This is a genomic window from Mesorhizobium sp. RCAM 05099 (genome assembly GCF_059683685.1).
The window spans coordinates 2,187,799-2,213,834 of the sequence record NZ_CM185035.1 but is presented as its reverse complement, the minus strand read 5'-3'; the positions used below and the strand labels follow the sequence as shown (position 1 = coordinate 2,213,834).

Sequence of the window (26,036 nt, the reverse complement as noted above, 5' to 3'; positions counted from 1 at the left end):
GGTCCCCTCACCGCCGCCGTCCTCAAGACATGGCGATCACGATCTTGCCGAATGGCCCTTTCTCCAGATGCTGGAAGGCCTGGGGCACTTCATCGAAGCCAAAGACCTTGTCGATGACCGGCTTGATCGCCAGCGCCTCGATCGCCAGGTTCATCCGCTCGAAGGCGCGGCGATGGCCGACCGACAGGCCCTGCACGACGATGCGATTGCGCATGAAGGGCAGGATCGGAAAGCTGAGTTCCATCGCGCCCAGCAGGCCGATGATCGACAGCCGGCCGTCGGCGGCGAGCGCGCTGAGCGATCGCCGCGCATTGTCGCCGCCAACCATTTCCAGCACGTGATTCACACCCGTGCCATTCGTCAGCTCACGCGCCGCCTCGTCCCATGCCGGCTGCGTGCGGTAGTTGATCACCTGCCAGGCGCCAAGTTTTTTTGCCCGCTCGAGCTTCTCGTCGCTGCTCGAGGTGACGATGGCGCGCAGACCGAAGGCTTTGGCGAACTGCAGCGCAAACAGCGACACACCACCCGTGCCCTGGATGAGGATGGTCTGGCCCGGCACCGGTTTGGTCGCCTCGGCCATCGCAAACCAGGCGGTCAGCGCCGCGATCGGCAGCGTGGCGGCCTCGATATCGCTGAGCGACGGCGGCGCCGGCACCGCGGCGTCCTCGCCGAAGACAACATGGTCCGAGAGCATGCCCGACAGTGAGGACCCAAGCGTGTGCTTGTGCAGCACAGGCGGCGCGTCGCCATCCGGCCAGTCGGCGATCACCTGGCCAAGCACACGCTGCCCGCGCCGGAAGCGGCTGACCGCACTGCCGGTGGCCACCACCTCGCCGACCGCATCCGATGTCGGGACGAAGGGGAAGGCGAGGTCGGGGATCAGCGTGCCTTCGACGATCATCTTGTCCTTGTAGTTCAGCGACACGGCCTTCGTCCGCACCAGAAGTTCGTGTGGCCCGGGCTCGGCGATCTTGCCCTTGACCTGGCTCAGCCTGGACAGGCCGAAGCCGCTCATCTGCCAGGATCTGTTGATGTCAGTGTTCATCTCGTTCCGCGCTCCGTTAATGGCCACGCGAGACATTTATGCCTTCCGGCTATGGAAAATAGGGCGTCTATGCCGCATAATTGGCGACTGATTGCGGACTAAAAGTCGATAATAAGGAACCGACGTGGAAACCGCTGACCTGCAAGGCATCGTCGCATTCGTCCACGTGGTGGAGGCCGGCAGCTTCACCAGCGCTGGCGAACGGCTGCGTGTGACGAAATCGGCGGTCGGCAAGTCGATTGCGCAGCTTGAGCAGCGGCTCGGCGTTCGCTTGCTCAACCGCACCACCCGCAGCCTCAGCCCGACCAGCGAAGGCCTCGGTTACTATGAAGCCTGCGTCAGGGCGCTGGCCGAAATCGAAGCCGCGCAGTCGCTGCTCGCCTCGCGCAGGCAGATCCCGTCCGGCCGCCTGCGGGTCGATGTGCCGCTGGCTTTCGGCCGCCGCTGTGTCGCGCCTGTGCTGTTCGAGATTTCCATGAAATTCCCGGATCTGACAGTGGAGATCTCCTTCAACGACCGGCGCGTCGACCTGATCGAGGAAGGCATCGACCTGGCAATCCGCATGGGCGATCTCGACGACAGCCTGTCGCTCGCGGCGCGGCGCATCTATGCCCAGCGCTCGGCCATCTGCGCGGCTCCCGCCTATCTCGACAGGCATGGCAGGCCGCGATCGGTCAAGGATCTCGCCGATCACAGCGTCATCGGCTATGGCCGCGAGGGCGTCGTCCGCCCCTGGCTCATCCGGCATGCCGATGGCCATCTCGCGACATTCGTCCCCAAGGCGCGGCTTGTCCTCGGTCATGGCGAGCCGATGCTCGATGCCGCGCTTGCCGGCTGCGGCATCGCCTTTCTGCCGACCTGGCTGGCCGCCGAAAGCCTCAAGCGCGGCGACCTCGAAATGGTGCTGTCGGACTGCCTGGTCGAAAACATCGTCGTGCACGCCGTCTGGCCGGTGACGCGCGCACTCACGCCAAAAGTCCGGGTTGTCGTGGACGCCCTGGTCGAACACTTTTCGGCGCCATCCTGGGATAGCGCCTGAAAGACACTCGTCATCTTCTAAAAATCATGGCGGACTATTTTCGAAAACCGCGCCGCAATGCTATTGAGCCCTCATGCTATACGTCGAAATTGCTATCGTGGTCGTCCTCATCTGCGTGAACGGCCTTTTGTCGATGTCCGAACTCGCTATCGTTTCATCGCGCCCGGCCCGGCTCAAGGCGATGATCGACCGTGGCGTCAACGGCGCCGGCCGGGCCCTTGAGCTGGGCTCCAATCCCGGCAAGTTCCTGTCCTCGGTGCAGATCGGCATCACCCTGGTCGGCGTCCTCTCCGGCGCGTTTTCCGGCGCCACGCTTGGTGACCGGCTGGCGCAGTACCTGGCCTCGACCGGCATCCGCGAGACCATCGCCGATCCGATCGGCGTCGGCATCGTTGTTGCCATCATCACCTATTTCTCGCTGATCGTCGGCGAACTGGTGCCCAAGCAGATCGCGCTGCGCGATCCCGAGCGCGTTGCCGCGCGCGCTGCCCCGGCCATGACCATCCTCGCCACCGTTTCGGCGCCGCTGGTCTTCCTGCTCGACTTCTCGGGCCGCGCCATCCTGTGGCTGCTTGGCCAGCGCGGTGAAAGCGAGGAGAAGGTGACCGACGAGGAGATCAAGATGCTGGTCGCCGAGGCGGAACACCACGGCACCATCGAATCCGACGAACGGCGCATGATCGCCGGTGTCATGCGGCTTGGCGACCGCGCCGTGCGGGCGGTGATGACGCCGCGCACCGAGGTCGACTGGATCAACTTGCAATCCGACGAAAGCACCATCCGCAAGCTTTTGATGGAAACCCAGCATTCGCGCCTGCCTGCCGGCGATGGCGGCGTCGATGTCATGGTCGGCGTCGTCCAGACGCGCGACGTGCTGGCCGCGCTGCTGGCCGGCCGCGCCCTCGACCCGCGTAGGCATGTGCGCGCGGCCCCCATCGTCTACGACCAGGCAGACGCGCTGGACGTGCTGCAGAAGCTCAAGGAATCCGACGTGCCGATGGCGCTGGTGCATGACGAATACGGCCATTTCGAAGGCATCGTCACCCCGGCCGACATTCTCGAGGCCATCACCGGCGTCTTCCGGGCGGACACCGATGCCGGCGACGAGGAGAACGCCGTCAAGCGCGAGGACGGCTCATGGCTGCTCGCCGGCTACATGCAGGCCGACGAGATGGCCGACGTGCTCGGCATCGACCTGCCGGAAAACCGCGACTACGAGACCGTCGCCGGCTATGTGCTGTCGCACATGCACCACCTGCCGGCGACCGGCGAATGCGTCGATGCGCAGGGCTGGCGCTTCGAGGTGGTCGACCTCGACGGCCGCCGCATCGACAAGCTGATCGCCACCCGCCTGCCCAGCGCCCATCGCGAGGCGGTGCGGTAGAAAACCGCCTCGAGCTCAGGGCACCAGCACGACCTTCCCCGTCGAGCGCCGCTCCTCCAGCAGTCGGTGCGCCTCGCCGGCCTGGTCAAGCGGGAAGTGGCCGCCGATCGCGACCTGCAGCCGGCCGCTCGCCGCCAACTGGAACAACTCGGTCAGGCTGGCCCTCAGCACTGCGGGACCCAACAGCGGCAGCAGCGCGAAACCTCTTAGCGACTGGTTGCGGCCGGCCATCGCCTCCAGGTCGGAGGCCGCGAGCGCATAGCGCCCGAGCGCCGCGAACACCAGTTCCCCACCAGGCGCCAGCGCCAACAGCGACGCTGCCGTCAGCGCGCCGCCAACCGTATCGTAGATGATGTCGGCACCCTTGCCATCTGTGACGTCGCGGACCCGGGCGGGCCAATCCGGCTTGATATAGTCGACGGCGGCATCGGCTCCGCGCGACAGCGCGAGATCGAGCTTGGCCTTGCCGCCGGCGGCCGCGATCACCTGGCTGGCGCCCTTCAGCTTCGCAAGCTGAAGCAGCAACGATCCGACACCACCCGCGGCGGCCGGCACCAGCACTGGCTTGCCGTCCGGCGGACTTTGGCGGAGCAGATGAAGGGCCGTCAGCCCTTGCACCATCAAGGCCGTCGCCTCCTCGAACGAAAGGGCGTCCGGCAGCGGCACGACGAGATCGGCTGACATCGTCACCTGCTCCGCATAGCCGCTGTGGGGACGTCGCGACACGAACAAAGGCGCTGCGACACGGGTCCCCAGCAGCGCCGCATCCACCCCTTGCCCGACCGCCTCCACCACGCCCGCCGCCTCGACACCGGGAATCATCGGCAATTGCGGCGTCGCCGCGTAGCGATCCGCCCGCATCAGCACTTCGAAGAAGTTGATCCCGGCGGCGTGGACACGGATCAGCACTTCGCCGGCCTGCGGTACCGGCGCCGGCAGGTCGACCACCTTCAGCACGTCTGGACCGCCGAAGCGGCTGAGTTGAATGGCTTTCATGGCAAACTCCGATCGCTATGGCATCGGCAGCGGTTTGCCACTATCTGCGAGGCCTCGACTACACACTCATTTGTCCCCTGCTGACCGGGAGGTGACCATGGCCGCACCCATCAAGAGACTGCCCCTGCTGCCGGCTGAGCGAGCGCTGAAAGTGATCGCGGGACGCTGGAAGGCGGTCATTCTCTACCATCTGTTCGATGGTCCCCGACGGCTGTCGGCTCTGAAGGCGCTGATGCCCGGCATCACCCAGAAAGTGCTGATCCAGCAGTTGCGCGAAATGGAGGAGCACGGTCTCGTCAGCCGCGAGATCTTTGCCGAAGTGCCCTCGCGCGTCGAATATTCGGCGACGCGCCTCGGCCTCAGCCTCGAGCCGATCCTGCTGGCGCTCTGCCAGTGGGGCCAGCATCACGCCGATGAGTTGAACGAGATGGACCGCCTCTCCGACTGCATCATCCGGCCGAGGCAGGCGCAGCACGACGCCATGGCTTCCCACAATTGAAAAAGGGCGGCGCAAGCGCCGCCCCAGATCCTTGGGAGGATAATTCGAACCGGCGGTCAGGCCGCCTTGACTTCCTCGGCGACGGCGTCGGCCTGACGCGCGGCCTTTAGCACCTTGGCCCACCAGGCAACGTCGTTGACCAGGGCCGTGGCGGCCTGGTTCAGATGCTCGAGCTCCTCGAGCTTCTTCTCGCCCTGGCGGACGGCGAGGAAATCGCCCCAGGCGATATGGACAGCCGACTTGACCGGCGCCATCTGCAATTCGACCGCATGAAGGCGGAGCTGCTCGACGGCACGTGCGCCACCGACGCTGCCATAGCCGACGAAGCCGGCCGGCTTCTTGTTCCACTCATTGGCGGCGTAATCGATGGCGTTCTTCAGCACGGCCGTTGGGCCGTGATTGTACTCGGCGGCGGTGAAGATGAAGCCGTCGAACTCGGCGACCTTCTTCTGCCAGCGCTTGGCCACTTCGTTCTGCGACGGCGCCCAGGCGGAGGATGCGACCTCGTCGAAGAACGGCAGCGGGAAGTCGCGCAGGTCGACGATCTCGACGTCGATGTCGGCATGCGACTTGGCGATCTTGGCGATCCACTGGGTCGGCACGTCGGCGAAGCGCGCGGCGCGCGTCGAACCGACAATGATGGCGATCTTGGGTTTTGACATGGGGGGCTCTCCTTGCAAGTAAAGCTGGTATCGTTTGGATACCGGCGCTATATGAGATACTGTCAACTCGAGGCGCAAGGAGGCACTTTTTTGTTACTGAGGAACCCGCACAACACCGAGGACTGCCGCGCCGTCTCGGAAATCCTGCAGCGCGTCGGCGACAAATGGACCGTTCTGGTGGTCGGAAAGCTGGGCGACGGGCCGCTGCGCTTCAACGAGTTGCGCGCGGCCGTCGGCGGCATTTCGCAGAAGATGCTGACCACCACCTTGCGCGGGCTGGAGCGCGACGGCTTCGTCACCCGCACCGTGTTCCCGACCATTCCGCCGCGCGTCGATTACGAGCTGACCGAACTCGGCCATGAATTGCTGATCCCGGTCAGCGCGCTTGGCGAATGGGCGCGCAAGAACACCACCCGCGTCAAGGCGGCGCGCGAGAAATTCGACGGCATGCATGCCTGAAACCCTTGCATGGCAAGGGTTTCCGCGCGCCACGTAGCGCGGACGGGTCTTACGGCTGCACCTGCACCAAGGCCCACGGACGGCTTTCGGTCCGCTTCGACTTCGGGACCCGATGGACCACCTTGCCGTCAATGGTGCAGGTCGCCCGTCCAACGCAATTGCTCACGCTCACCGCACAGGTGTCGTACGTCGCGGCAACGCAGTTTTCGCATCTGTCCGCTTGCTGCGGGAAGGCGTGATTTGCGGAGGCGCAACCGGCCTCGTCATCGTCTTGTTTGACCTCGGTGTAGGCGGTTGCGGCCAGCAGGCAGAACAAGCCAGCAAGCGCGCCCGCCAATGCACCGTTCAGCAATCGTTGACGCATTGTCTTCCCTCCCGGCCCGTTCGGACACGGTCACGGAAGTTTGCCAACGCGAATATGAAAAGCACCACACAGCAGCGCCGTTCGCATTCCCTTGCGGGTGAAACAGGGACTGCTGTTTGATTTAAGCCGACTGCATCAGTCAGCCTTCCGCCGGAACGGCCTTTGGCTTGCCTTCGCCATCCAGCGCCACCATGACGAAATCGGCATGGGTGACCTTCTCCATCAGGTCGGAGAGGTAGCGCTGCGCCCAGGCCTCGACCTTGAGCGTCATCGAGGTGCGGCCGACGCGCTCGACATGGGTGTAGATGCAGAGCGTGTCGCCGATCTTCATCGGCTTGGCGAACGACATTTCCTTCACCGCCGCCGTCACCACGCGGCCCTTGGCGCGTTCGGCGGCACGGATGCCACAGGCAAGATCCATCTGCGCCATCACCCAGCCGCCGAAGATATCGCCCGCCGCATTGGCGTCGGAAGGCATGGCCAGTGTCCGCAGCGTGAGATCGCCGAGCGGCCGGCCGTCCGCGTAATGCACCATGGGAAATCCTTCGACATAAACTGCCCTCGATCCCGTACCGTCACGGTGCCCACAGGTCAACGCGCCGCGCCAGGAACCGGATCGCAATGTCGGTTCCATCGTGGGGTTTCCGAACACGCCTCCTTCGCGGTCGCTTTTTTCACAACCCATGCCGGAAGGCCCGGCGACTTGGCGCGCCCGCCGCGTCTAGGCTGCGGCCAGATTTCCGGAGCCGCCTCATCCATCATGCAGACCTATGATTTCATCATTGTCGGCTCCGGCTCGGCCGGCTCGGTTCTGGCCGAAAGACTGTCAGCCTCGGGCCGCTTCTCGGTGCTGGTGCTGGAGGCCGGTGGCACTGACCGCCGCTTCTATGTCCAGATGCCGCTTGGCTACGGCAAGACCTTCTTCGACCCGGCCGTCAACTGGAACTACAAGACCGAGCCGGACCCGGGCCTTGGCGGCAATGTCGATCATTGGCCGCGCGGCAAGCTGCTTGGCGGTTCGAGCTCGATCAATGCCATGGTCTGGATCAGGGGCGCACGCGAGGATTTCGACGACTGGCGGAACGCCGGCAATCCCGGCTGGGGCTTTGACGATCTCCTGCCCGCCTTCAAGGCGCTGGAGGACAACGAGGCCGGCGCCGACAAATGGCGCGGCGTCGGCGGCCCCCTGCACATCACCGACTGCACGAACGCCGTCCATCCCTTGACCAGGCGCTATCTCGCCGCCGGCCGGCAGGCAGGCTTGCCGTTGAACCCCGACTTCAACGGCGCTACCCAGGAAGGCGTCGGTGTCTATCAGATCTCGACCCGCAACGGCCGCCGCATGTCGGCCGCACGCGCCTTCCTGCGTCCGGCGATGAAGCGCGGCAATGTCCGCGTCGAGACCGGTGCGCTGGCAACCCGCATCCTGTTCGACGGCAAGCGCGCCGTCGGCATCGAGTATCTCCAGAATGGCGAGACGAAAACCGCCCGGGCCGGCCGCGAGGTCATTCTTTCCGGTGGTTCGATCAATTCACCGCAACTGCTGCAGCTCTCCGGCATCGGTCCCTTGGCGCTGCTCAACAACCTCGGCATTCCCGTCATCCACGCCAACGAGAATGTCGGCGCGCATCTGCAGGACCATGTCGGCATCAACTACACGTTCAAGGGCAGGCTGCCGACGCTCAACCAGATCCTGCGCCCCTGGTGGGGCAAGTTGCTTGTCGGCATGCGGTACATCCTCACCCGCTCCGGCCCGCTGTCGCTGTCGATGAACCATGGCGGCGGCTTCTTCCGCACCGACCCGGCGTTTTCGCGGCCCAACATGCAGCTCTATTTCCAGGCATTCTCGACCGTCATTCCCAAAAGCGGCGAGCGCCCCATCCTGACCCCCGACCCATGGCCGGGCTTCTCCATCGGTCTGTCCAACTGCCGCCCGTCGAGCCGTGGCGAGATCATGATCCGCTCGGCCAACCCGCTGGACTATCCCAAAATCGTCGCCAATGCCTATTCGACCAATGCCGATGTCGAGGAGATGCTGGCGGCGGTGAAGTTCGTGCGCAAGATCGCTTCGATGCCCGCCATGGCCGAGATCATCGAGGAAGAGGTTTTGCCCGGCCCGTCGATCCAATCAGACGCGGACCTGATCACCGATTTCAGAAAACGCTCGGGCACCGTCTATCACCCGGTCTCGACCTGCCGCATGGGGCCGGACGCGTCGCGCGCCGTCGTCGACCCACGTCTGAAAGTGCACGGCCTCGAAGGCCTGCGCGTCATCGACGCCTCGATCTTCCCCGACAACATCACCGGCAACACCAACGCCGCCTCGGTCATGACCGGTTGGAAGGGCGCCGAACTGGTTCTGGAGGACCAAAAATGAAAATCACCGACGTCAAGACCTGGGTTGTCGGCAACCCGCCGCCCGGCATCGGCGGCAAATATTTCATCTTCGTCAAGCTCACCACCGATGGCGGCGTTGTCGGCTATGGCGAGGCCTACAACGCCACCTTCTCCGCCCATGTCACCGCGAAGATGGTCGAGGACATGGCCGAACGCTATCTCGTCGGCCGCGACCCGCACGACATTGAGAATTTCTTCCGCCGCGCCTATTCGTCCGGCTTCACCCAGCGCCCGGATGTTTCCGGCATGGGCTGCTTCTCGGCACTGGAAATGGCCTGCTGGGACGTCATCGGCAAGGAGGCCAACAAGCCGGTCTACAAACTGCTCGGCGGCCAGGTGCACGAGATGCTGCGCTCCTACACCTACCTCTATCCGCACACCGGCAGCGTCCATTCCGAGGATGCGCGCGGCAAGAACGTCTACAACGACCCCGACCTGGCCGCCGCCTGCGCGCTCGAATATGTCGAGCAGGGTTTCAACGCCGTCAAGCTCGACCCGGCCGGCCCCTACACCGCCTTCGACGGCCATCAGCCGCGCCTTGTCGACATCGATCTCTCCACCCGCATGATCAAGGCGATCCGCGAGGCGGTCGGCACCGTGGCCGATATCCTGTTCGGCACGCACGGCCAGTTCACCGCATCGGGCGCGCTGCGCATGGCCCGCGCCATCGAGCCTTACGACCCGCTGTGGTTCGAGGAGCCGGTGCCGCCTGACATGCCCGAGGTGATGGCGCAGGTCGCCCGCGGCACGTCGATCCCGATCGCCACGGGAGAGCGGCTGACGACCAAGTTCGAATTCGCCCGTGTCATCGAGAACCGCGCCGCGACCATCCTGCAACCCGACCTCGGCCGCTCCGGCGGCATTCTGGAGACCAAGAAGATCGCCGCCATGGCCGAGGCCTACCACATCCAGATCGCCCCGCACTGCTATTGCGGGCCGATCGTCGGCGCCGCCAACATCCAGCTTGCAGTGACGCTGCCCAACTTCCTCATCCTGGAATCGCTGAAGCAGTGGGACGGCTTCCACGCCACGCTGCTCACCAAGAAGATCGAGTGGCAGGACGGCAATGTCATCCCGTCGAAGGAGCCCGGCCTCGGCGTCGAGCTCAACGAGGCGGTCTGCGACGCACATCCCTGGACCGGCAAGGACCTGCATCTGCAGATGATGCAGACGCCGTTGATGCCATGAGCGAAAGCTACGCCTTTATCGGTCTTGGCCATCTCGGCGGCCATCTTGCCGCCAGCCTGATCCGCAACGGCTTTGCCGTCACCGTCTTCGATCGCGATCCTGCAGCCGCCGGGCGCCTGGTGGCGCTCGGCGCCACCGCCGCGAACAGCCCGGCCGAGGCTGCGGCGCGGGCCGGCAATGCCATCACGTGCCTGCCCTCGCCGAAGGTCAGCGAAACGGTTCTGGCTGGCCCCGGCGGGTTGCTCGAAGGCCTGCCTACGGGCGGCACCTGGATCGAGATGTCGACCAATGGTCGCGACGAGATCGTGCGGCTGGCAGCGCTAGCCTCGGCCAGGGGTATCGAGACACTGGAATGCCCGGTCACCGGCGGCGTGCATCTGGCGGCGGTGGGAAAGATCACCGCGCTGGTCGGCGGCGATGCGGCGCTCTACGCACGTCATCGTCCGGCGATCGAGGCGATGTGCGCGAAGTCGTTCCTGATGGGGCCGATCGGCTCGGCGGCGGTGATCAAGGTGATCACCAACATGCTTGCCTTCATCCATCTCGTCGCCGCCGGCGAGGCGCTGATGCTGGCCAAGCAGGGTGGGCTCGACCTCGCCCAGTCCTACCACGCCATCGTCGCCTCCTCCGGCAACAGCTTCGTCCACGAGACCGAGAGCCAGCTTATTCTCAACGGTTCCTACGACATCGGCTTCACCATGGACCTGGCGCTGAAGGACCTCGGCTTCGCGCTTGGCATGGGCAAGGATTTCGGCGTGCCGCTCGACCTGGCATCGCGCGTCAACGCTATTTTTGAGCAAGGCAGGGAAGCCTATGGGGGCGGCGCCTGGTCGACCCAGATCGTCAAATTGCTCGAGGACGCCGTCGGCACCGATCTGCGCGCGCCCGGTTTCCCGGCCAAGCTGGAAATTTGAAGCCTGGCAAAACCTCAAGCAATTTCAAGGCATTGAATGCCTGGCCGGAATCAAGGCCGGAGCGACCTGATTCAACGCCTCAACCGCTTGATTCAATATCTGAGCGTCAGCGCGCCGGGCAGGATCTCGAAGGTCGCGGGTATACGCCCTGGCGACTCACCGTCTATGTCGACCAGCGCGCCGTTCTTTTCCACATCGCCGAGCGGTTCGACAACCACTTTCTTGCCGCGCAGGATGGTAATCGCCGGATGGTTGCGGTGCCGGCCGCCATAGAGCAGGCGGATGTCCCAGATCAGCTTCAGCTTGCCGGCCGCACGCAGGATGACGATGTCGAACTGCCCGTCGGTGAGTTCGGCGTCGGGCGCGATCATCATGCCCCCGCCGAAGAACTTGCCGTTGGCCACCGCCACCAGCGCCATGCGCGCTTCGACCGGAGTGCCGTCGTCGATGGTGATCCTGACATCCTGGAACCGGTAGCGGATGAACTCGACCACGGTGCGCCAGAAAAACAGCGCCTTGGCCGACACCCTGCCCTTGCGCTTGTCGGCATTGACCGCGCGGTCGGTGGCGCCGGAAAGCCCCAGGCTGGCGATGTTGATGAAATGGCGGCTGGCCAGCGCGCCATGGTCGTCGATGTAGCAGATGCGTCCGGCATCGACCTTGCGCCCCTTCGCCTCGGCGATCCGCTTCAGCGTCGCGTCCACCTCCTTCGGCAGGCCAAGCCCACGCGCGAAATCGATGCCGGTGCCGCAAGGAAGCAGGCCGAGCTCGGTCGTCCTGCCGCTTTCCCGCGACGCCTGCAGCAGCCCGTCGGCCACTTCGCTGGCCGTGCCATCGCCGCCGGCCGCGATCACCAGATCGAAGCCGGTTGCCGCGAGATCGATTGCCAGCCTCTCGGCATCGCCCTCGGCTTGCGTTTCACGCAACTCGAAATCGCCGAAATGCTTTTTCAGCGAAGCGGCGACCTCCGGCCAATGTCGTTTCAGCCGGCCGCCACCGGCAATCGGATTGAGAACCACCCCGACTTTCAATACACCCTCCCCGGCGCCGAGCATGCAACGCTCGATCCTTTGCCGGCATTGAAGCCCGCGCCCGCCAGCGGAGCAAGGGGCGAAACGCGCTGTCCCTGTTTTCGCCGTGACCGGCGAATGTCCGCGATGATCCCCGATAATCCCGTTATCCACAGGCACGGGACCATTCCCCAGAACCCTTAAACCCCCCTACATTGAACCCATCTCAGGCGGCTGCCGATCGCCCAACCGAAAGGCAGAGCGAAAGCGGACTTCCTGAGGCCCGTACGGCCCCGAAGCGAGAGCAGGCTTGCCTGTTTCGAGGGACGGAGCCGAGACCTACGGGGCCGCGGAAAGCGTGCCAACGCCGACGGCGGACCGATGCTGCCATGAAGGACGGCAAAAACCTTCGATGGCGCGCAGGGCGAAGCCCGCAAGGGTGGAGACCGGCGTGGTCTGGAACGGACGCTGCCCTCGGGCGGCGGCTGGCAGGACCGTCAAAATCAAGGCCGGCAAGGCGCGACGACTTTACGGAAGTTGCTGCCGCGACCGTGTCCTGATCTGACAGGGAGGCGCTGGGAGAAATCCCGGCGCCGACTGTCTTATGGCTATCCCCCGCAATCTTTACGGTGTTTCCGGTTGGGGCTGCAACCGGCGGCAAAATAAGCTAACGTTCATCGTTACTTGAAGGGGGATACTTCATGACGTTGATCCAGAAGCTTGCCGTTGCCTATGCCTTCCTGTTCTTCGGCGTCGTCGCCATCGGCTACATACCGGCGTTCAACGACGCCAACGGCAATCTGTTCGGGCTGTTCTCGCTGCAATGGTATGACGACCTGCTGCATGCCTTCTCCGGCGTCTGGGCGCTCGCCGCCGCCTTCATCTCGCACCGCCAGGCGGTGTTCTATTTCAAGCTGTTCGGCTCGGTCTATCTGTTCGACGGCGTGCTTGGGCTGGTCACCGGTTCCGGCTGCCTCGATGCCGGCATCTTCATCAACGGCTTCCGTTCCCTCAACGACATCGAATTCCCGGCGCGTTTCTTCGCCAACCTGCCGCATATCGTCATTGGCGGCTTCGCCGTCTATGTCGGCTTCTGGCTGTCGAAGCGCATACACGACCACTTCGCCACGGCCTGACCGGCCATGTTCCTGTTCCGCTGGCTGAAACGCATCATCAAGACGATCCTCTGGCTGATCGTCATCGTCATCCTGATCCCGATCGCCGGGCTGGCCTATGGTTTCCTGACGACGCCGTCGCTGGATACCACGCCCTTGCCCGGTATCGCCGATGGCGCGCCGCCCAAGGCGCTGGCCGACAAGGTCCGCGCCGAGATCCCCGGCTACCAGCGGCCGGAGGAATCGACCTTCCTCACCTACCCGGAATGGGCGATCGTCTATGCCGCGCGCGAATATGCCGGCTTCGTCGACAAGAACCAGCCGAGCGGCTTTCCCTACTGGTCCTATGTCGGCCGCTTCTGGCAGGACTACGCGACGGTGATCCGCGCCAGCTCTTCCTACAAGTTCAATTTGGCCAACCACCAGATGCTGCTCGTTATCGGCACCAGCCATTCGATCGAGCACATATTGCAGTGGGCCTATGAGAACACGGTTGGCCGCATCACCGAAGCGACCGCCAGCAAGCGCACCGCCGCCGATATCTATCAGGCCAAGGTGGCGGCCGACTATGCCGCCTTCCTCGATCAGGTGCCATGGTATCAGTTTCCCTATGCCGAGAAGCGCGCCGGCCTGTTTGCCGTGCAGCCGGCGCCGGGCGACAGCTCCATCCGCACCAGCGAACGCAAGCTGGTCTTCGGCCTCGCAGACACCATCAAGCAGGGCTATGCCAACCTGATCACCAAAGCGCTTGCCGCCACCTCCGACCCGGCCTTCCTCGACATCCATGTCTGGGCCAAAGGGCCGGTCGGCGAAGCGACGCGCAACGAGCCCGACACCTTGCTCGAACGCGACCTCGGCGCTGACGGCACCATCTTCCTTACCAAGCGCTACCAAGTGTTTACCGAGATGATCCCGCGCCTGATCGACAAGGGCGTGTCCTTCGTCGAGATCGGCGGCAATGACGAAATCATGGTCACCGTGCTCTCCACCGACTCGATCGCCGTCCCCGAAGGCATGCGCATCCTGTTCAGCTACCCCCTGCCGGCCGACCCTTCGACGCGTCGCACCGGCATGACCGTCGCCGTGCGCAAGCTGCATCTGGTGCTGCCGGCGCTGATCAAGTCGGGCGCCAGGCTCGAACACGTCTATGACTACTAAGGCGATAGCCCGGCCATGCGTCGACTGATCCGGATCTTCGGCTGGCTGGCGCTCACGCTGGTCGTGCTCATTGTGGTCACGCTGGTCGGCTTTCGCGGTGCGGCTGCCGTTCGAGAGAACCTGTCACCCGAGGAGGCAGCGCCGGCGGGAGCGCTGTTTGCCACGGTCGACGGGCTGAAGATGCACTATCAGGTCTGGGGCCCGCAGGACGGGCCGCCGCTGCTTCTGTTCCACGGCACGGCCTCCTGGGCCGAGACCTATCGTGACATCGCAATGCCATTGGGAGAACAGGGCTTTCGCGTGATCGCCGTCGACATGCCACCCTTTGGCTATTCGGAAAGACCGGCCGATCAGGACTATTCGCGCGCCGCCCACGCGAGACGCGTCCTCGGTTTTGCCGACGCGCTCGGCCTTCGCCATTTCAGCGTCGGTGTCCACTCCTATGGCGGCGGCGGGGTGATCGAAGCCGCCTTCACGGCTCCCGCCCGGATCGACTCGCTGATCCTGCTCGACGTTGCACTTGGCCTCGGCCAGACCGAGGCGCCGGCCTTTCCATTCGCATCTTTCCTCGACAGGGACTGGCCACGCCAGTTGCTGACCGCCGCGACCTTCACCAACCCGCTGATGACCGGCACCGGTTTGCGCCGGTTTATTGAAAACGACGATCTGGTCACCGCGGAGCGCATAGCAATCTACACGCGCCCCCTGAACGTCAAAGGCACCACCGATGCCGTTGGCCATTGGCTGTTCAGCGGCCTCTTCAACGACGAGCGAAAATCGCTTGCCGCCGACCCGGCGAACTATCGCATCTTCGCGCCGCCTGTTCTCGTCATCTGGGGACGAGACGATTCGACCACGCCTCTCAAACAGGGTGAAGAAATCGCCTCGCTGTTTCCGCACGCCGAAATGGCCGTTCTCGATGGCGTCAACCACATCCCGCAGATCGAACGCCCTCAAGACGTGGTGCGGCTGATCGCGAATTTCCTCAAACAGACCTCGCCGACCGCCCGATAGGCGGCCGTTCGGCGTGCTGCCACGGTCATTCCACAATCGGGGCCAAATCCCGCCTTGTTCGCGCGCGATGGATGGTTGCATGTCGCCCAAAAGCACACCCACGGGTTCGACCTTGGGGTGGAAACCGGTTTCGGGACCTCGACATGCACGTAAGTGGGCTGCCGGCAGGCATCTCGAAGGGACAAGACCGTGATCAAGACCGCCCTTGTCGCCATGACCATCGTTGGTTGCGACTGCGACGCCAAGCTTTGCGAATATATCGGCGAGACGCCGGCCAAATGGTCGACCATCGCCGAGTGCGAAGCGGCGATGAAAAGCCAGATGCTGCACGAGCGCAATTTCAACTATCCGCTCGTCTCCGGCATCTGCCGCGCGAAAGGCTCGTCGTCCTCCTCGGAACTGGCCGCGGCCGCGTCACGCCCGGAACTGAAGCCCGTAAGCAGGGTCGTTAAAATCGAAAGCCCGCTGCCGCCGGAATTGAGCCACCGGCCGAGCGTCCCCGTCGGCTCGCCGGCGACGGCCATGGACGCGGCCGCCGCCCGGCCCGTCGCCTATGAACAGGTGGTCGATGGTGGAACCGGCGTGCTCTACCGCACGAAAAACGGCTACGCCGTGGTCAAGACCGATCTTGGCCGCGCCGTGTCGGCAACCGCCGATATGGCGAAACGGTCGGCGAACTGGCTGGCTGGCCTGGTGCCGAGCAAGCTCTAGAAGGCATGTCTCCCAAGAGTGGGCCCCGGGTTTGGGAGAACGACATGCATAAGACAAAGACCTGAAGCACGTGCGCGACGCGCTTTCGACGCCGGCGTCTACGGCTTCAGCTTGAGGCTCCGCCAGAACTTGTCGATCAGCGGCTTTTCGGTGGCCGCGTCCTCGCCGGCGACGCGCGTGATGAACAGCAGCCCCTGATCGGCGCGGCCGAAGCCGACGATCTCGAAATAGGCGGTGTCGGTGCGCGTCTTCACCTGGGCACGGATGCCGGTCAATTCCCTGCCGTCGGCGAGCTTGCGCGTCGTCGGCTCCTGCGTCAGCGCGGCACCGGCCTGCACCGATTCCTTGGTCATCTCCTGCAGCATCAGCTGGTTGAGCGAGACCGGATTCATCTTGCCGTATTCCTGCACGACGACGATCGTGCCCAGCGCCGAGGCCATCAGATACTGCGTGATGTCTTCGCCGAGATCGGTCTTGGTCACCGAAATGTTGCTCGGATGGACGAAGGAGAAACTGCCGCCGGAAAAGGTGGCGAAGTCGTTGCGTTCGAGCGTGACCTTGCTCTTTTTGCCGCCGGGCAGCGTCACATCAGCGCTCTCGCCGGGATCGATGTCGACCGTCACCCCGTCGATGGTCAGCCTGAAAGCCTTGAGGTCCTCGGCCCCAGCCGGTCCAGCGCACAGCGCGATGAGGGTGAGTGCCGCCGCCGATACCATCCGCATGGTTGTCTCCTGCCTGCTACGCCACCCCGCTCAGCGCCTTGATGGCACGGTAGAAGGTCGAGGAAAACAGTTCCGTCGGGTCATATTGCCGTTTCGCCGCCAGGAAGGCTGGCAGCTCGGGATAGGACGCCAGCAATTCCCTGGCCGTGTAATGCAGCTGATAGGGCAGGAAGAAGCGTCCTCCATGCTTGATCGTCACGTCGATCAACGCCCGGGTCAGCGCCCGCATCCTAGCATTGCCGTCGGCATCGGTCGGCTGGTTGATGTAGAGCACCAGCGAATAGGCTGGCTCCGGCGCGTAGGTCAGCGCCACATCCTCCTTGTGGACGATGCGCACGGAGGCATTGAGCACCGGCAGGTCCTGGTTGCGCAGGATCTCGCGGGCTTCCGCGATGAACTCGACATAGGCGGCGCGCGGGATGAAATACTCGTGCAGGATGTCGGTCTCGTCCATCAGATCATTAAACAGATACGGCACCGAATCGTGCATCGGGTTGTTGCGCGTGACGAGGCAGGCCTCGCCCTCGGCCATCGCTGCCGTGCGCGCCACCGTGCAGCTTTCGAATTTCGGCTCCAGGGTCTTTTCCGTGAACCATTTCAGTTCCTGGAACAGGCTGCCCTTCTTGGCGAGGTTCATGATCACCCGCTTGAGGCCGACGCCCTCCGGCTCGCCGATTTCAGGCTGATCGGCCGGCGGCTGCTCGGCCACCTTGTCGTAGCGGTAGACGATCATGTCCTCGAGGAAATTGCCCGGCGCCGTCGAGAGATGGCCGTAGAACAGGCCGATATCCTTGTTCGGCTCCAGCACCTCGGCAAAGAATTTCGGGAAATCATCCGACTTGATGATCTCGCGCGAGGTCCGGTAGACGGCATTGTCGACGATATCGAGCGTCGCCTCCAGCACCACGCCGAACAGGCCGTAGCCGCCGACGACATGGCGGAACAGGTCGCTGTTTTCGGTCGACGAGCACGTGGTCACCGAACCGTCGGCCAGCATCACCCGCATCGAGCGGATAGAGCCGGCCACCGAACCGGCCTGATGGTCCATGCCATGCGCGTTCACCGACAGCGAGCCGCCGACCGAGAAGATATCGGTCGACTGCATCGCCTTCACCGCGAAGCGCGGATGCAAGAGGTTCTGGATGTCGTGCCAGCGCGCGCCCGGCTGTAAGGTCATGGTCTTCGCCGCCGCGTCGACGCTGACCTCGTTGAACTTTCTGAGGTCGAGCACCAGCGCATTGTCGTCGAACGCATGCCCGCCCATCGAGTGACGGATAGCGGCCAGCGAGACTTTCAAGCCGCTGGCGCGCGCGAAGGCCAGCGCCTTGGCGATGTGGTCCTCCTCGCTGATCTCGACAACGCCATAGATCGGCGTCCTCGACAGCCCGCTGGCATCGTTGATGTCGCCACCCTTGGCCGACCACGGCAGCGAAGGATCAAAAGCCGGCGGGCTGGCGATCGGCTTCAGCGGCAAGGCGATGCCGTCGATATCGGCGATGCGTCCGGCATTCTTGGGTCCCGAAGGCCCGCGCGCCAGCCGCGCCATGGTGGTGCCGCCCCACAGCACCGCGCCGCCGACGACAGCCGCGCCGAGCAGCAGCCGTCGCGACAGGCGAAACCCTTTTTGTTCCTCGACCATGAAAATCCCCCGTTGGCCAAGGGATAGCGTGGCTTCTTGGTAAAAACCATAGCGGCGCGGGCAGAGCCGAAGCGCGGTTATGGTGAGGCTTCAACGTCACGGGGACAAATTCGAAGGATTGCGCCCCTCACCCTTACCCTCTCCCCGTGAAGGACGGGGAGAGGGGGTCACCGGCGTCGCGACTAGCTCTCTTCTCCCCGTCCTATACGGGGAGAAGGTGCCGGCAGGCGGATGAGGGGCAGCGCGGCGTTGACTGTTTCAGACAACGCCGGAACTCATGCCCGCGACTACGAAGCCTTCTTGATCGACGTCACCATGCCGGTCTTCTCATCGACCGTCACCGCGACCTTGGCACCGACCTTCAGTTTCCCGACCGCCGCGTCCGGCGACAGCTGGTAGATCTTGCCGTCGTCGAGGGTGATCGACTTGGTCGTCGGGTCGACGGCCTGGATGGTGCCCTGGACGGTCGCGGCATAGGCCGTGCCGAGGAAGGCGAGCAGAGCGACGGTGGTTGCGAGGGTCTTCTTCATGGGGTGCACTCCGTGCTGTTTCGATTTTCCGGTCCGCCGCCTTGGGAAACGACAGCACCGAACGAGCCGAGACTGGGCCGGAAAGCCTGCTGTCAGCAAATCACGTTGGATGAATTTTCGCAACGGAATCATAGGCTTAATTCCGCCACATTGACTGATGATCCGGCTTTCCCTGCCAACCGGGCAACCGTTTGTGACAGCGCTTTGCCCATGGAAAGAGTCTGTTATCGGGCCTGTGCAGGCCGGCATGTGACCGTCGCAAGCCCGCCGCAATCCGCGTCGGCGGCATCACGAAACGGACTTCCGACTGTTCATCGGCACACATTTTGTTTCATGGATCCGCTCAACCCGGCGCTCCAAAGGGGGATGAAACTCGCGCTCCGGTTGCAAATTCGGAATGGATGCACGATGGTATCGACCATTGTGAAGGGGGGCCGTCATCCAATGAAACTTGCAGTCCGGACCATGATATCCCTGATGCTGGCGCTTGCTCCGGGATCTGCCGGCGCACAAGGCGCGGATCCAGGCGACGACAAAACGGTTATCTTTACTCCCGGCGATCCAGACATGGCGGCGGCGACCGCGCAGGCGCTCGCCAGGCTGGACGAATTCCTGGCATTGGCCGAAGCGCCGCCCTCCGGCACGGACAGGTTCAAATTGAAGGTCAAGGTGCGGGACGGGCACGTCACCGAACACTTCTGGGTCATACCGTTTCGTCGCACTGAATCCGGGTTTGTCGGCATATTGGCCAACGAGCCGGAGGAAGTGCACAACGTCGTCCTCGGCCAGGACATAGAATTCACCAGGGACGATATTTCCGACTGGGGATACAGACGCGACGGGCGGCAAGTCGGCAGCTTCACCGTCTGCGTGATGTTCAAGAGAATGTCGAAGGAAGACGCGGACACTATGCGCGACAAATACGGCTTCGATTGCTGATCATGTTCCGGCCGGACTAACCTGCCTCGTCCTTCGCGCCGATCTTGCGCACCAGCGCCGCCGTCGCCAGCATGGCGCCCATGTCCGATATCATCGGCGCGACATGCCTGGTGTAGTCGAGCGGCACCGAGATATCCGGTAGCTCGAAGAAATTCTTCGTCTGCGGCAGCAGCAGGAAACCGTCGCTGCCGTTGAGCGCAATGCGGGCCGGATCGTCCGGCCAGGTTTCACCCAGCCATTTCAGCGCTTGCGCCAGCCGGCCAGTCACCAGCGGCCGCGCCGCTTCGATGTTGTCGGTGCGGAATTCATAGGCGGCATCGAGCTCGGGAACGCCCGATGACAACTCCTGCATCCTGGTTGTGAACAAGCCGCGGAAGAAACCCATGACCGCGTTGGCCCGCCGCGCCGCCACCAGTATGCCCGGGAACGGCTCCACAGTCTCGAAGGCGACAATGACGCCCTTGAAGGTTGTCGCCCTGTTCTTGGTTGCCGCCCCGTCCCACAGGTCTGCCTCATAAAGCTCGAACGGAAACCCGTCGTAGCGTCCGGATATGATGTCGTCGAAGCGGCTCATGGTGAAGCCGCCCACCGTCTCGCGCGGCAACCGGTCGAAGGAATTCGGCGTCACATCGTGCTGGTAGCGCATATCCCTGATGAAGCCGAAGATGATCGGCAGCAGCGTCTCGCGGAATGATTGCCGCAGCCGCGTCGCCGGCCTGATCGCCCGGAAATAGGCCAGGATCGTCGCCGCGAAGCCGACGAGATAGAGAAACACATGTGGCGTCGAGAACCATTGCTCGTTGGGATCGGCGACCTTGTTGAACAGCCAGGCGACCAGCACGACGAACACAAGCACCAGGCCAACGAACAACGGCACCCGCCAGCGCACTTGCCGGACCGCCGAGGCCCTCGCCGCCTCGTAGATCTCGATGTCTTTCCGGATATTGGCGATGTAGGCTTCGCTTGGCATGAAATCCGCTGCTTCCATCGCCGCCCCCGCAAGCCTGCTTCTGACATCTCATGATAGTCGCTTTTGCAGGGGCCACCAGACGGTTAGACGGTGACATCCTCTTCCGTTGCGAAAGAAGGAAAAATCGCCCTCAGCCGACCTTCGACCCTGCCGCGCATTCGACCCTCCAGCGCCTCCACCGGCGCCAGCCGCTCATGATCACCGGCCCGCAGCCGCATGAACGGATGCAGACGGTAAGACGCGATGGCACCGCGCGTGCCGGTATCGGCACTGACATCGACGACGAGGATGCCTCCAATGCGTCCGGGCCATGGCTGGCGGGAAAAGGCGGTGCCGAGGAAATCGCCAAGCCCATAAGCGACGATCGTCTCGTCGATCCGTTCCACCGGCTGCACGACATGGGCATGATGACCGGCGATCAGCCCGACGCCCTGCCTGGCCAGCCGCCTGGCCAGCGCCCGCGTTTCCACGCGCGGAAAATGCCGGAATTCCCAGTCCCAATGCGGCACTGCACAGGTGAGATCAAAACTGGCATCGCGCGGCCAACGCGCCGGATCGCCGTCCATCGACACGCGGCCGGCAAACAGGTCAGCGCCGGCGTTGCGCCACAGCGTGAAGGCGGCGAAGCCCAGTGTCAGCGGTCCGACTTTGACAGGCACCGGAGCATCGGCGGCCAAGCCGATTGTGCGGATGCCGAGCCGCTTCAGTGCCGCCACCGTCTCGTCGAAACCGGCGACGCCCTGGTCGAACACATGATTATTGGCCAGCGACAGCACGAGCCTGTCATGCGGGATGCCAACCACGGCAAGCGCCTCATCAAGAAAACGCTCGGTCATGGCATGATGCGTGCCGAGCTTCGTCCCCAGCACCGCATTCGGTCTGTCCACGATCGGGCTTTCACAATTGCCTATCACCAGGTCCGCTGCGCCGAGCAGTGCCTTGATCACCGGATCGCAGTCCGGCGCACCGCGATTGGCCACTGACGAGATGTCGCCGACGAAGGCAAGCCGCACCGTCCGCGTCGGCGGTGGCGTCATCATCGTTGCGGCTACCGGCGCGAATTCTCCGACGTCACCGCCGAGCGACGGCTTCAGGAAACGCGGCAGCCAGGACAGTTTGTAGGAAAGCGGATAGTTCGACACGCGACGCCCAATCGTTTGCCCTGTGTAGACCGTCCGCCGGGCCGGTTGAAGCGCATCCGGCAACAATCAAGTGGCTTGACCATGGCGTCGTCGCAACCGTTTTGCCGCCAGACATTCACCGCGCCGCCGCGACTGCGCCATTGAGCCGCCACGGTCAGCGCATTAGCATGGGCCGGGTTTGAATCTTTCGGGCGGAAAGATGGGGATGGTCGGCCGGCATTGCGGGACCAGGTTCGCGGCGTTGTTGCTGGCCCTTTGCTTCGCCTTGTTTCTCAACCCGCCTTCCACTTGGGCCGACGACGCAAAGCCGATGCGCGGCGTGGCGCTGGTCATCGGCGAATCCCGCTACGATTATCTGACCACCCTGCCCAACCCCGCCAACGACGCCCGCGCGGTTGACCGCCTGCTCGGTGAACTCGGCTTCGATGTCACCTCCGTCACCGATGGCGACAAGATCAGGCTCGACCGCAGCCTGCAACGTTTCGTCGAGGACGCTGCCGGCGCCGATGTGGCGCTGCTCTACTATTCGGGACATGGCATCGAGGCCGGCGGCGAGAACTATCTGGTGCCGGTCGGTGCCGACCCATCCTCGCTCGCCGATGCCGGCAAGCACCTCGTTCCGCTATCGGGCCTGCTGGCCGAGCTGAAGGCCAGGGTTCCCGTCGCCATCGTGTTGCTGGACGCCTGCCGCACCAATCCGTTCCCCACCGGGGCGACCATCGTCACCGCCTCCGGTCCTGCACCCGTCGCCGCCGCCGGGCTGGACCTGACGCGCGGAGCCGCCCCTCTCGCCGATACCGCCGACGGGCCGCAAAGCCTGGGCGAGGTGATCGGCTTTGCCGCCGAGCCCGGCCACGCCGCGCTCGATGGCGATGCCGGCGGCAACAGCCCCTATGCCGCCGCGCTGCTGAAGCACCTCGCCGCTGGCGGTTTTGCCTTCGGCGACGTCATGACGATGGTGGCCGAGGAGGTCTATGTGCAGACCGGCGGGCGCCAGCGGCCATGGACCAATGCCAGCCTGCGCCGGCTGCTCTATTTCGGCCTGTCGCCGGAACAGGCGGCCGGTGACGACGCCGCGATCCGCGGCGAGCATCGCAAGCTGCTGCTGACCATCGCCACCACGCCCGCCGACACGCGCCGCCTTGTCGAGGCCGCCGCCAATTCGGAAGCCGTGCCGCTCGGAACGCTCTACGGCCTGCTCGCCGCGCTTGGCACCGATGTGCCCAGCGACCCGCGCGAACTGGACCGGCTGCTGCGCGGCCAGACCGAACATCTCAAGACCATCATTGCGGAAAGGCAGGCGCTGAAGAGCACGGATGTAGACATCGTCCGCCTGTCGGATCTCGCCGAAAAGGCGCTGGCCGACGGCGCGGTGACAGCGGCGATCCAGTTCCAGCAACAGGCCAAGGCGCGTGTCGCGCGACTGTCCAAAACCGTCGATCGGGCCGAGGCCGACGTGAAGGCCAGGCGGATCGAATTCGCCGAAGTCTACAGCCGCAGCGGCGATACCTATTTCCTCGCCTTCCAGCAGATGAAGGCGGCCGACGACTACCGCAAGGCGTTCGAGCAGGTGAGGAAATGGGACACTGGCCTCGCCTGGCATTATAAGCTGGCTGAAGCCAATGCCATCCGCGCCTACGGCACGTTTCGCGGTGACAACAAGGCTCTGCAGGCCTCGATGCGAACATTCGCCGAAGCGGCCAAGCTGCTTCCCCAGGATCGCCTGACACCTCAACTGATAATGACGCAGAACGATTTCGGCCTGGCGATGTATATGTATGGGCAGCGCCAGAGCGACTCCGCGTCGCTGGAGCAGGCGGTCGGCATCTTCTCCGGCATCGTCTCCAGCGGGATCAAGCAGGTCGATCCTTCGCTGTGGGCGGAGGCTCAGTCCAATCTTGGAACGGCGCTGATAATGCTCGGGATGCGCAAGAGCGGCCCGGAGCAATATCAGCAGGCGGCGACTGCCTTCGCCGCCGCCCGGCAGGCGATTTCGCGACAGGAGCAACCCGTCAAATGGGCATTGGCGCGCAAGGGCGAAGCCGACGCCATCGCCTGGATCGGCCTGCGCGGCAACCAGCCGGACCGGTTGCACGAAGCCGTCAATGCCTATGAGGATGTGCTGAAGACGCTGACCCGCGACCTCGACCCCCTGTCCTGGGCCGCCGCGCAGGATGGCTTGGGCAGCGCCCTATGGGCGATCGGCGACCGGCTCGACGGCAGCGACCTGCTGCAACAGGCAGTGGATGCCTACAATGCCGCGCTTAGTGAAAACACCCGCGAGCGCATGCCGCTGCTGTGGGCGACGGAACAGAACAACCTGGCCAACGCCATGTTGTCCATCGGCCAGCGCGAGCAAGGCACGCAGAGCCTTACGCTGGCGGCCAATGCCTACCGCAACGCACTGCAGGAATGGACGCGTGAGCGCGAGCCGTTCAGTTGGGCGACCGCGCACAACAATCTTGCCCGCGCCCTCGTCCTGACCGGTGAGCGGACGGGCAATGACGCGACCATCCGGGCCGGTCTTGCCTCCTATGACGAAGCCTTGAAAGAGTGGACGAAAGAGAGCGCGCCGCTGCAATGGGCGTCCTTGCAAGGCGGGGTCGGCGCCGGGCTGCTTATCCTCGGTCGCAAGAACGGCGATGCCAGGCTGCTCGGGGATGCCAGGCAGCGGATGCAACTGGCCTGGTCGTTCTGCCACGACGCCGGCTATCCCCAATATGACGGCTACTTCCAGGCGCAGATGGCCGAAATCGACAAGGCGCTGGCGGCGCTGAAGTGACGGGCGCGCGTTACCGGCTGTGTTTATGATCGCGCTGGAACGGCAAAACGGAGGACCACGATGAACCGACTTTCGAGCCTGCTGGCATCCGCCTTCATTCTGCTCGTGCCATTGTCTTCGGCCCGTGCGGCAATGCCCGAAGCGGCGACCGCGCTGTTCGAGGCGAAGACCGTGGCCGCGCGCGACAGCGCCCTGTCGACGCTGGAGGCCGCCGGGCCCAAGGATCCAGCATCAGCCTATGCGGCCGGCGCCGGTGAATTCTTCACCGCGCTGGAGATCCTGGCCAGCGGCCTGCACCGTCATGGTTTCGAGAGCCCGCAATCCTTCATGCTGCCGCTGATGCGGCTGCCGGTGCCCGACAATCCCAACCCCGAGCCGCTGACCTACGAGCAGTTCCGCGCCATTCTGGCCGCCTTCCACGACCGGCTGGAAAAATCCGCCGCGACGCTGGGTTCCGTGCCCGCCGATGCCGATATCGGCATGGTCATCGACCTTACCCATGTCGGCATCGACCTCAACGAGGACGGCACGATCGCGCCGGATGAAAGCATGGCCGCCATCATGGCCTCGCTGTCGCGCGGCGGCAGCGCGCCGGACGACACCGCACCGGCGCTGACCTTCCGCTTCGACCGCGCCGATGGTTTCTGGCTGCAGGGCTATGCCGAGTTCCTGATGGCGCAGGCCGATTTCTGGCTGGCGCATGATTTCAAAAACACTTTCGACGGCTCGTTCCACATGCTGTTCCCGCGCGCCAAGCTGCCGTTGCAGGACATTCTCGTGCCCCCGCCAAGCGAGATGGGCTCGAGCATCTTCTCCTCGGAATGGCGTATCGCCGATTTCATCTCGATGGTGCACATGATCAACTGGCCGGTGGTCGAACCGGAACGCCGGCAAGCGGCGCGCCGCGAACTGCTCGAAATGATCCGGCTGTCGCGCGAGGACTGGAAAGCAATCCGCGCCGAGACCGACAATGACCGCGAATGGCTGCCCGGACCGCGGCAGAAGGGCGAAAACCGGCTCACCGGCCTCGAAGTCGGCGAGGAGCAGGTCGCGGCCTGGCTCGCCACCTTGACGATGGCGGAAGATCTGCTCGAAGGCCGCGTGCTGCTGCCGCATTTCCGCATCACAGGCAAGGGCATCAACATGAAGCGCTTCTTCGACGAGCCAAAGCCCTTCGACCTGGTGCTGTCGATCACCGGCCCGGGCATCGCGCCCTACCTCGAAAGCGGCAAGATCCTGACCAGCGACGATTTCGACCAGATCCAGCGCGAGTTCGGCGGCGGCGGGTTCCTGACGTTTGCGCTTTGGTTCAACTAAAGCCCAGCAGAACTTGGGTTCCTCGCCCCCGCAAAGCGGG

General features: G+C 64.2%; 25 protein-coding genes. 14 read left to right on the top strand and 11 right to left on the bottom strand.

Annotated elements, in window-relative coordinates:
- Window positions 1–22: 22 nt before the first annotated feature.
- Window positions 23–1,045 (bottom strand): zinc-dependent alcohol dehydrogenase family protein, encoded by a 1,023-nt coding sequence (locus tag AC56QQ_RS10855; RefSeq protein ID WP_497126966.1) that lies wholly within the window; start codon window positions 1,043–1,045, stop codon window positions 23–25.
- A gap of 124 nt (window positions 1,046–1,169) precedes the next feature.
- Between AC56QQ_RS10855 and AC56QQ_RS10850 the strand changes: the two genes are divergently transcribed.
- Both AC56QQ_RS10850 and AC56QQ_RS10845 read left to right on the top strand, forming a co-directional pair.
- On the top strand, window positions 1,170–2,084 hold the full coding sequence (locus AC56QQ_RS10850) for a LysR family transcriptional regulator (RefSeq protein ID WP_497126964.1): 915 nt from the start codon (window positions 1,170–1,172) through the stop codon (window positions 2,082–2,084).
- Window positions 2,085–2,157: 73 nt separating this feature from the next.
- On the top strand, window positions 2,158–3,468 hold the full coding sequence (locus AC56QQ_RS10845; RefSeq protein WP_489862768.1) for a hemolysin family protein: 1,311 nt from the start codon (window positions 2,158–2,160) through the stop codon (window positions 3,466–3,468).
- Between the two features lie 15 nt (window positions 3,469–3,483).
- On the opposite strand, the gene AC56QQ_RS10840 is transcribed toward AC56QQ_RS10845, so the two are convergent.
- A complete protein-coding gene (locus AC56QQ_RS10840) occupies window positions 3,484–4,464 on the bottom strand; it encodes a quinone oxidoreductase family protein (RefSeq protein ID WP_497126962.1) in 981 nt (326 codons plus the stop codon).
- 97 nt (window positions 4,465–4,561) lie between these two features.
- Here AC56QQ_RS10840 and AC56QQ_RS10835 point away from each other — a divergent pair, with 97 nt between their 5' ends.
- Window positions 4,562–4,963, top strand: a complete 402-nt coding sequence (locus AC56QQ_RS10835) for a winged helix-turn-helix transcriptional regulator (RefSeq protein ID WP_497126960.1) — start codon at window positions 4,562–4,564, stop codon at window positions 4,961–4,963.
- Between the two features lie 56 nt (window positions 4,964–5,019).
- Here the strand turns inward: AC56QQ_RS10835 and AC56QQ_RS10830 are convergent, their stop codons facing one another.
- The gene (locus AC56QQ_RS10830) at window positions 5,020–5,625 is read right to left on the bottom strand and encodes an NADPH-dependent FMN reductase (protein WP_497126958.1); all 606 of its coding nucleotides are present in this window, start codon (window positions 5,623–5,625) and stop codon (window positions 5,020–5,022) included.
- A 90-nt stretch (window positions 5,626–5,715) separates the two neighbouring features.
- Between AC56QQ_RS10830 and AC56QQ_RS10825 the strand changes: the two genes are divergently transcribed.
- Entirely contained in the window at window positions 5,716–6,084 is a 369-nt protein-coding gene (locus AC56QQ_RS10825; protein WP_256754350.1) for a winged helix-turn-helix transcriptional regulator, read from the top strand.
- Window positions 6,085–6,133: 49 nt separating this feature from the next.
- Here AC56QQ_RS10825 and AC56QQ_RS10820 read toward each other — a convergent pair whose 3' ends face one another.
- Together AC56QQ_RS10820 and AC56QQ_RS10815 are read right to left on the bottom strand one after the other, a co-directional pair.
- On the bottom strand, window positions 6,134–6,448 hold the full coding sequence (locus AC56QQ_RS10820) for a hypothetical protein (protein WP_497126956.1): 315 nt from the start codon (window positions 6,446–6,448) through the stop codon (window positions 6,134–6,136).
- Window positions 6,449–6,587: 139 nt separating this feature from the next.
- On the bottom strand, window positions 6,588–6,983 hold the full coding sequence (locus AC56QQ_RS10815; RefSeq protein ID WP_111542927.1) for an acyl-CoA thioesterase: 396 nt from the start codon (window positions 6,981–6,983) through the stop codon (window positions 6,588–6,590).
- Between the two features lie 225 nt (window positions 6,984–7,208).
- Between AC56QQ_RS10815 and AC56QQ_RS10810 the strand changes: the two genes are divergently transcribed.
- The 3 genes from AC56QQ_RS10810 to AC56QQ_RS10800 are packed head-to-tail and all read left to right on the top strand — an operon-like array spanning window position 7,209 to window position 10,947.
- Window positions 7,209–8,825, top strand: a complete 1,617-nt coding sequence (locus tag AC56QQ_RS10810; protein WP_497126954.1) for a GMC family oxidoreductase — start codon at window positions 7,209–7,211, stop codon at window positions 8,823–8,825.
- Window positions 8,822–10,033, top strand: a complete 1,212-nt coding sequence (locus tag AC56QQ_RS10805; protein ID WP_497126952.1) for a mandelate racemase/muconate lactonizing enzyme family protein — start codon at window positions 8,822–8,824, stop codon at window positions 10,031–10,033. The genes AC56QQ_RS10810 and AC56QQ_RS10805 overlap by 4 nt, the downstream gene beginning before the upstream one ends.
- Window positions 10,030–10,947, top strand: a complete 918-nt coding sequence (locus AC56QQ_RS10800) for an NAD(P)-dependent oxidoreductase (protein WP_489862775.1) — start codon at window positions 10,030–10,032, stop codon at window positions 10,945–10,947. Before AC56QQ_RS10805 ends, AC56QQ_RS10800 begins: the two co-directional genes overlap by 4 nt.
- A 92-nt stretch (window positions 10,948–11,039) precedes the next feature.
- Here the strand turns inward: AC56QQ_RS10800 and AC56QQ_RS10795 are convergent, their stop codons facing one another.
- Window positions 11,040–11,978, bottom strand: a complete 939-nt coding sequence (locus tag AC56QQ_RS10795) for a diacylglycerol/lipid kinase family protein (RefSeq protein WP_497128930.1) — start codon at window positions 11,976–11,978, stop codon at window positions 11,040–11,042.
- 680 nt (window positions 11,979–12,658) lie between these two features.
- Between AC56QQ_RS10795 and AC56QQ_RS10790 the strand changes: the two genes are divergently transcribed.
- From AC56QQ_RS10790 to AC56QQ_RS10775, 4 genes are all read left to right on the top strand, one after another.
- Window positions 12,659–13,093, top strand: a complete 435-nt coding sequence (locus AC56QQ_RS10790) for a hypothetical protein (RefSeq protein WP_091579209.1) — start codon at window positions 12,659–12,661, stop codon at window positions 13,091–13,093.
- Window positions 13,094–13,099: 6 nt separating this feature from the next.
- Complete coding sequence (locus tag AC56QQ_RS10785) at window positions 13,100–14,230, top strand: hypothetical protein (RefSeq protein WP_497126950.1); 1,131 nt, start codon at window positions 13,100–13,102, stop codon at window positions 14,228–14,230.
- Window positions 14,231–14,245: 15 nt separating this feature from the next.
- Window positions 14,246–15,244 (top strand): alpha/beta fold hydrolase, encoded by a 999-nt coding sequence (locus AC56QQ_RS10780; RefSeq protein ID WP_497126948.1) that lies wholly within the window; start codon window positions 14,246–14,248, stop codon window positions 15,242–15,244.
- 189 nt (window positions 15,245–15,433) lie between these two features.
- Window positions 15,434–15,955 carry a hypothetical protein gene (locus AC56QQ_RS10775; RefSeq protein ID WP_497126946.1) on the top strand — a complete coding sequence of 174 codons (522 nt, stop codon included), beginning with the start codon at window positions 15,434–15,436 and terminating at the stop codon, window positions 15,953–15,955.
- 98 nt (window positions 15,956–16,053) lie between these two features.
- On the opposite strand, the gene AC56QQ_RS10770 is transcribed toward AC56QQ_RS10775, so the two are convergent.
- The 3 genes from AC56QQ_RS10770 to AC56QQ_RS10760 form a co-directional block, all read right to left on the bottom strand.
- Window positions 16,054–16,677 (bottom strand): hypothetical protein, encoded by a 624-nt coding sequence (locus AC56QQ_RS10770; protein ID WP_497126944.1) that lies wholly within the window; start codon window positions 16,675–16,677, stop codon window positions 16,054–16,056.
- A 16-nt stretch (window positions 16,678–16,693) separates the two neighbouring features.
- Window positions 16,694–18,316: an FAD-binding oxidoreductase gene (locus tag AC56QQ_RS10765; RefSeq protein WP_497126942.1), complete on the bottom strand. Its 1,623-nt coding sequence runs from the start codon at window positions 18,314–18,316 to the stop codon at window positions 16,694–16,696.
- A gap of 287 nt (window positions 18,317–18,603) precedes the next feature.
- Complete coding sequence (locus tag AC56QQ_RS10760; protein WP_091579192.1) at window positions 18,604–18,846, bottom strand: DUF1344 domain-containing protein; 243 nt, start codon at window positions 18,844–18,846, stop codon at window positions 18,604–18,606.
- Between the two features lie 333 nt (window positions 18,847–19,179).
- Between AC56QQ_RS10760 and AC56QQ_RS10755 the strand changes: the two genes are divergently transcribed.
- Complete coding sequence (locus AC56QQ_RS10755; RefSeq protein ID WP_497126940.1) at window positions 19,180–19,785, top strand: YegJ family protein; 606 nt, start codon at window positions 19,180–19,182, stop codon at window positions 19,783–19,785.
- A 16-nt stretch (window positions 19,786–19,801) separates the two neighbouring features.
- Here the strand turns inward: AC56QQ_RS10755 and AC56QQ_RS10750 are convergent, their stop codons facing one another.
- Complete coding sequence (locus AC56QQ_RS10750; RefSeq protein ID WP_497126938.1) at window positions 19,802–20,773, bottom strand: hypothetical protein; 972 nt, start codon at window positions 20,771–20,773, stop codon at window positions 19,802–19,804.
- Window positions 20,774–20,838: 65 nt separating this feature from the next.
- Window positions 20,839–21,897 carry a CapA family protein gene (locus AC56QQ_RS10745; protein WP_497126936.1) on the bottom strand — a complete coding sequence of 353 codons (1,059 nt, stop codon included), beginning with the start codon at window positions 21,895–21,897 and terminating at the stop codon, window positions 20,839–20,841.
- Window positions 21,898–22,102: 205 nt separating this feature from the next.
- On the opposite strand from AC56QQ_RS10745, the gene AC56QQ_RS10740 reads away from it, so the two are divergent.
- Both AC56QQ_RS10740 and AC56QQ_RS10735 read left to right on the top strand, forming a co-directional pair.
- The gene (locus tag AC56QQ_RS10740; RefSeq protein WP_497126934.1) at window positions 22,103–24,679 is read left to right on the top strand and encodes a caspase family protein; all 2,577 of its coding nucleotides are present in this window, start codon (window positions 22,103–22,105) and stop codon (window positions 24,677–24,679) included.
- A 60-nt stretch (window positions 24,680–24,739) separates the two neighbouring features.
- Complete coding sequence (locus AC56QQ_RS10735) at window positions 24,740–25,996, top strand: hypothetical protein (RefSeq protein WP_497126932.1); 1,257 nt, start codon at window positions 24,740–24,742, stop codon at window positions 25,994–25,996.
- Window positions 25,997–26,036: the final 40 nt, after the last annotated feature.

Excerpts from the sequence above, each read along its gene's own strand:
- AC56QQ_RS10835 (WP_497126960.1), top strand. The coding sequence starts at position 4,562 with ATGGCCGCACCCATCAAGAGACTGCCCCTGCTGCCGGCTGAGCGAGCG.
- AC56QQ_RS10840 (WP_497126962.1), bottom strand. The coding sequence starts at position 4,464 with ATGAAAGCCATTCAACTCAGCCGCTTCGGCGGTCCAGACGTGCTGAAG.
- AC56QQ_RS10765 (WP_497126942.1), bottom strand. The coding sequence starts at position 18,316 with ATGGTCGAGGAACAAAAAGGGTTTCGCCTGTCGCGACGGCTGCTGCTC.
- AC56QQ_RS10770 (WP_497126944.1), bottom strand. The coding sequence starts at position 16,677 with ATGCGGATGGTATCGGCGGCGGCACTCACCCTCATCGCGCTGTGCGCT.
- AC56QQ_RS10740 (WP_497126934.1), top strand. The coding sequence starts at position 22,103 with ATGGTCGGCCGGCATTGCGGGACCAGGTTCGCGGCGTTGTTGCTGGCC.
- AC56QQ_RS10845 (WP_489862768.1), top strand. The coding sequence starts at position 2,158 with ATGCTATACGTCGAAATTGCTATCGTGGTCGTCCTCATCTGCGTGAAC.
- AC56QQ_RS10830 (WP_497126958.1), bottom strand. The coding sequence starts at position 5,625 with ATGTCAAAACCCAAGATCGCCATCATTGTCGGTTCGACGCGCGCCGCG.
- AC56QQ_RS10810 (WP_497126954.1), top strand. The coding sequence starts at position 7,209 with ATGCAGACCTATGATTTCATCATTGTCGGCTCCGGCTCGGCCGGCTCG.
- AC56QQ_RS10780 (WP_497126948.1), top strand. The coding sequence starts at position 14,246 with ATGCGTCGACTGATCCGGATCTTCGGCTGGCTGGCGCTCACGCTGGTC.
- AC56QQ_RS10755 (WP_497126940.1), top strand. The coding sequence starts at position 19,180 with ATGGATCCGCTCAACCCGGCGCTCCAAAGGGGGATGAAACTCGCGCTC.
- AC56QQ_RS10805 (WP_497126952.1), top strand. The coding sequence starts at position 8,822 with ATGAAAATCACCGACGTCAAGACCTGGGTTGTCGGCAACCCGCCGCCC.
- AC56QQ_RS10800 (WP_489862775.1), top strand. The coding sequence starts at position 10,030 with ATGAGCGAAAGCTACGCCTTTATCGGTCTTGGCCATCTCGGCGGCCAT.
- AC56QQ_RS10785 (WP_497126950.1), top strand. The coding sequence starts at position 13,100 with ATGTTCCTGTTCCGCTGGCTGAAACGCATCATCAAGACGATCCTCTGG.
- AC56QQ_RS10855 (WP_497126966.1), bottom strand. The coding sequence starts at position 1,045 with ATGAACACTGACATCAACAGATCCTGGCAGATGAGCGGCTTCGGCCTG.
- AC56QQ_RS10820 (WP_497126956.1), bottom strand. The coding sequence starts at position 6,448 with ATGCGTCAACGATTGCTGAACGGTGCATTGGCGGGCGCGCTTGCTGGC.
- AC56QQ_RS10760 (WP_091579192.1), bottom strand. The coding sequence starts at position 18,846 with ATGAAGAAGACCCTCGCAACCACCGTCGCTCTGCTCGCCTTCCTCGGC.
- AC56QQ_RS10790 (WP_091579209.1), top strand. The coding sequence starts at position 12,659 with ATGACGTTGATCCAGAAGCTTGCCGTTGCCTATGCCTTCCTGTTCTTC.
- AC56QQ_RS10750 (WP_497126938.1), bottom strand. The coding sequence starts at position 20,773 with ATGGAAGCAGCGGATTTCATGCCAAGCGAAGCCTACATCGCCAATATC.
- AC56QQ_RS10735 (WP_497126932.1), top strand. The coding sequence starts at position 24,740 with ATGAACCGACTTTCGAGCCTGCTGGCATCCGCCTTCATTCTGCTCGTG.
- AC56QQ_RS10815 (WP_111542927.1), bottom strand. The coding sequence starts at position 6,983 with ATGGTGCATTACGCGGACGGCCGGCCGCTCGGCGATCTCACGCTGCGG.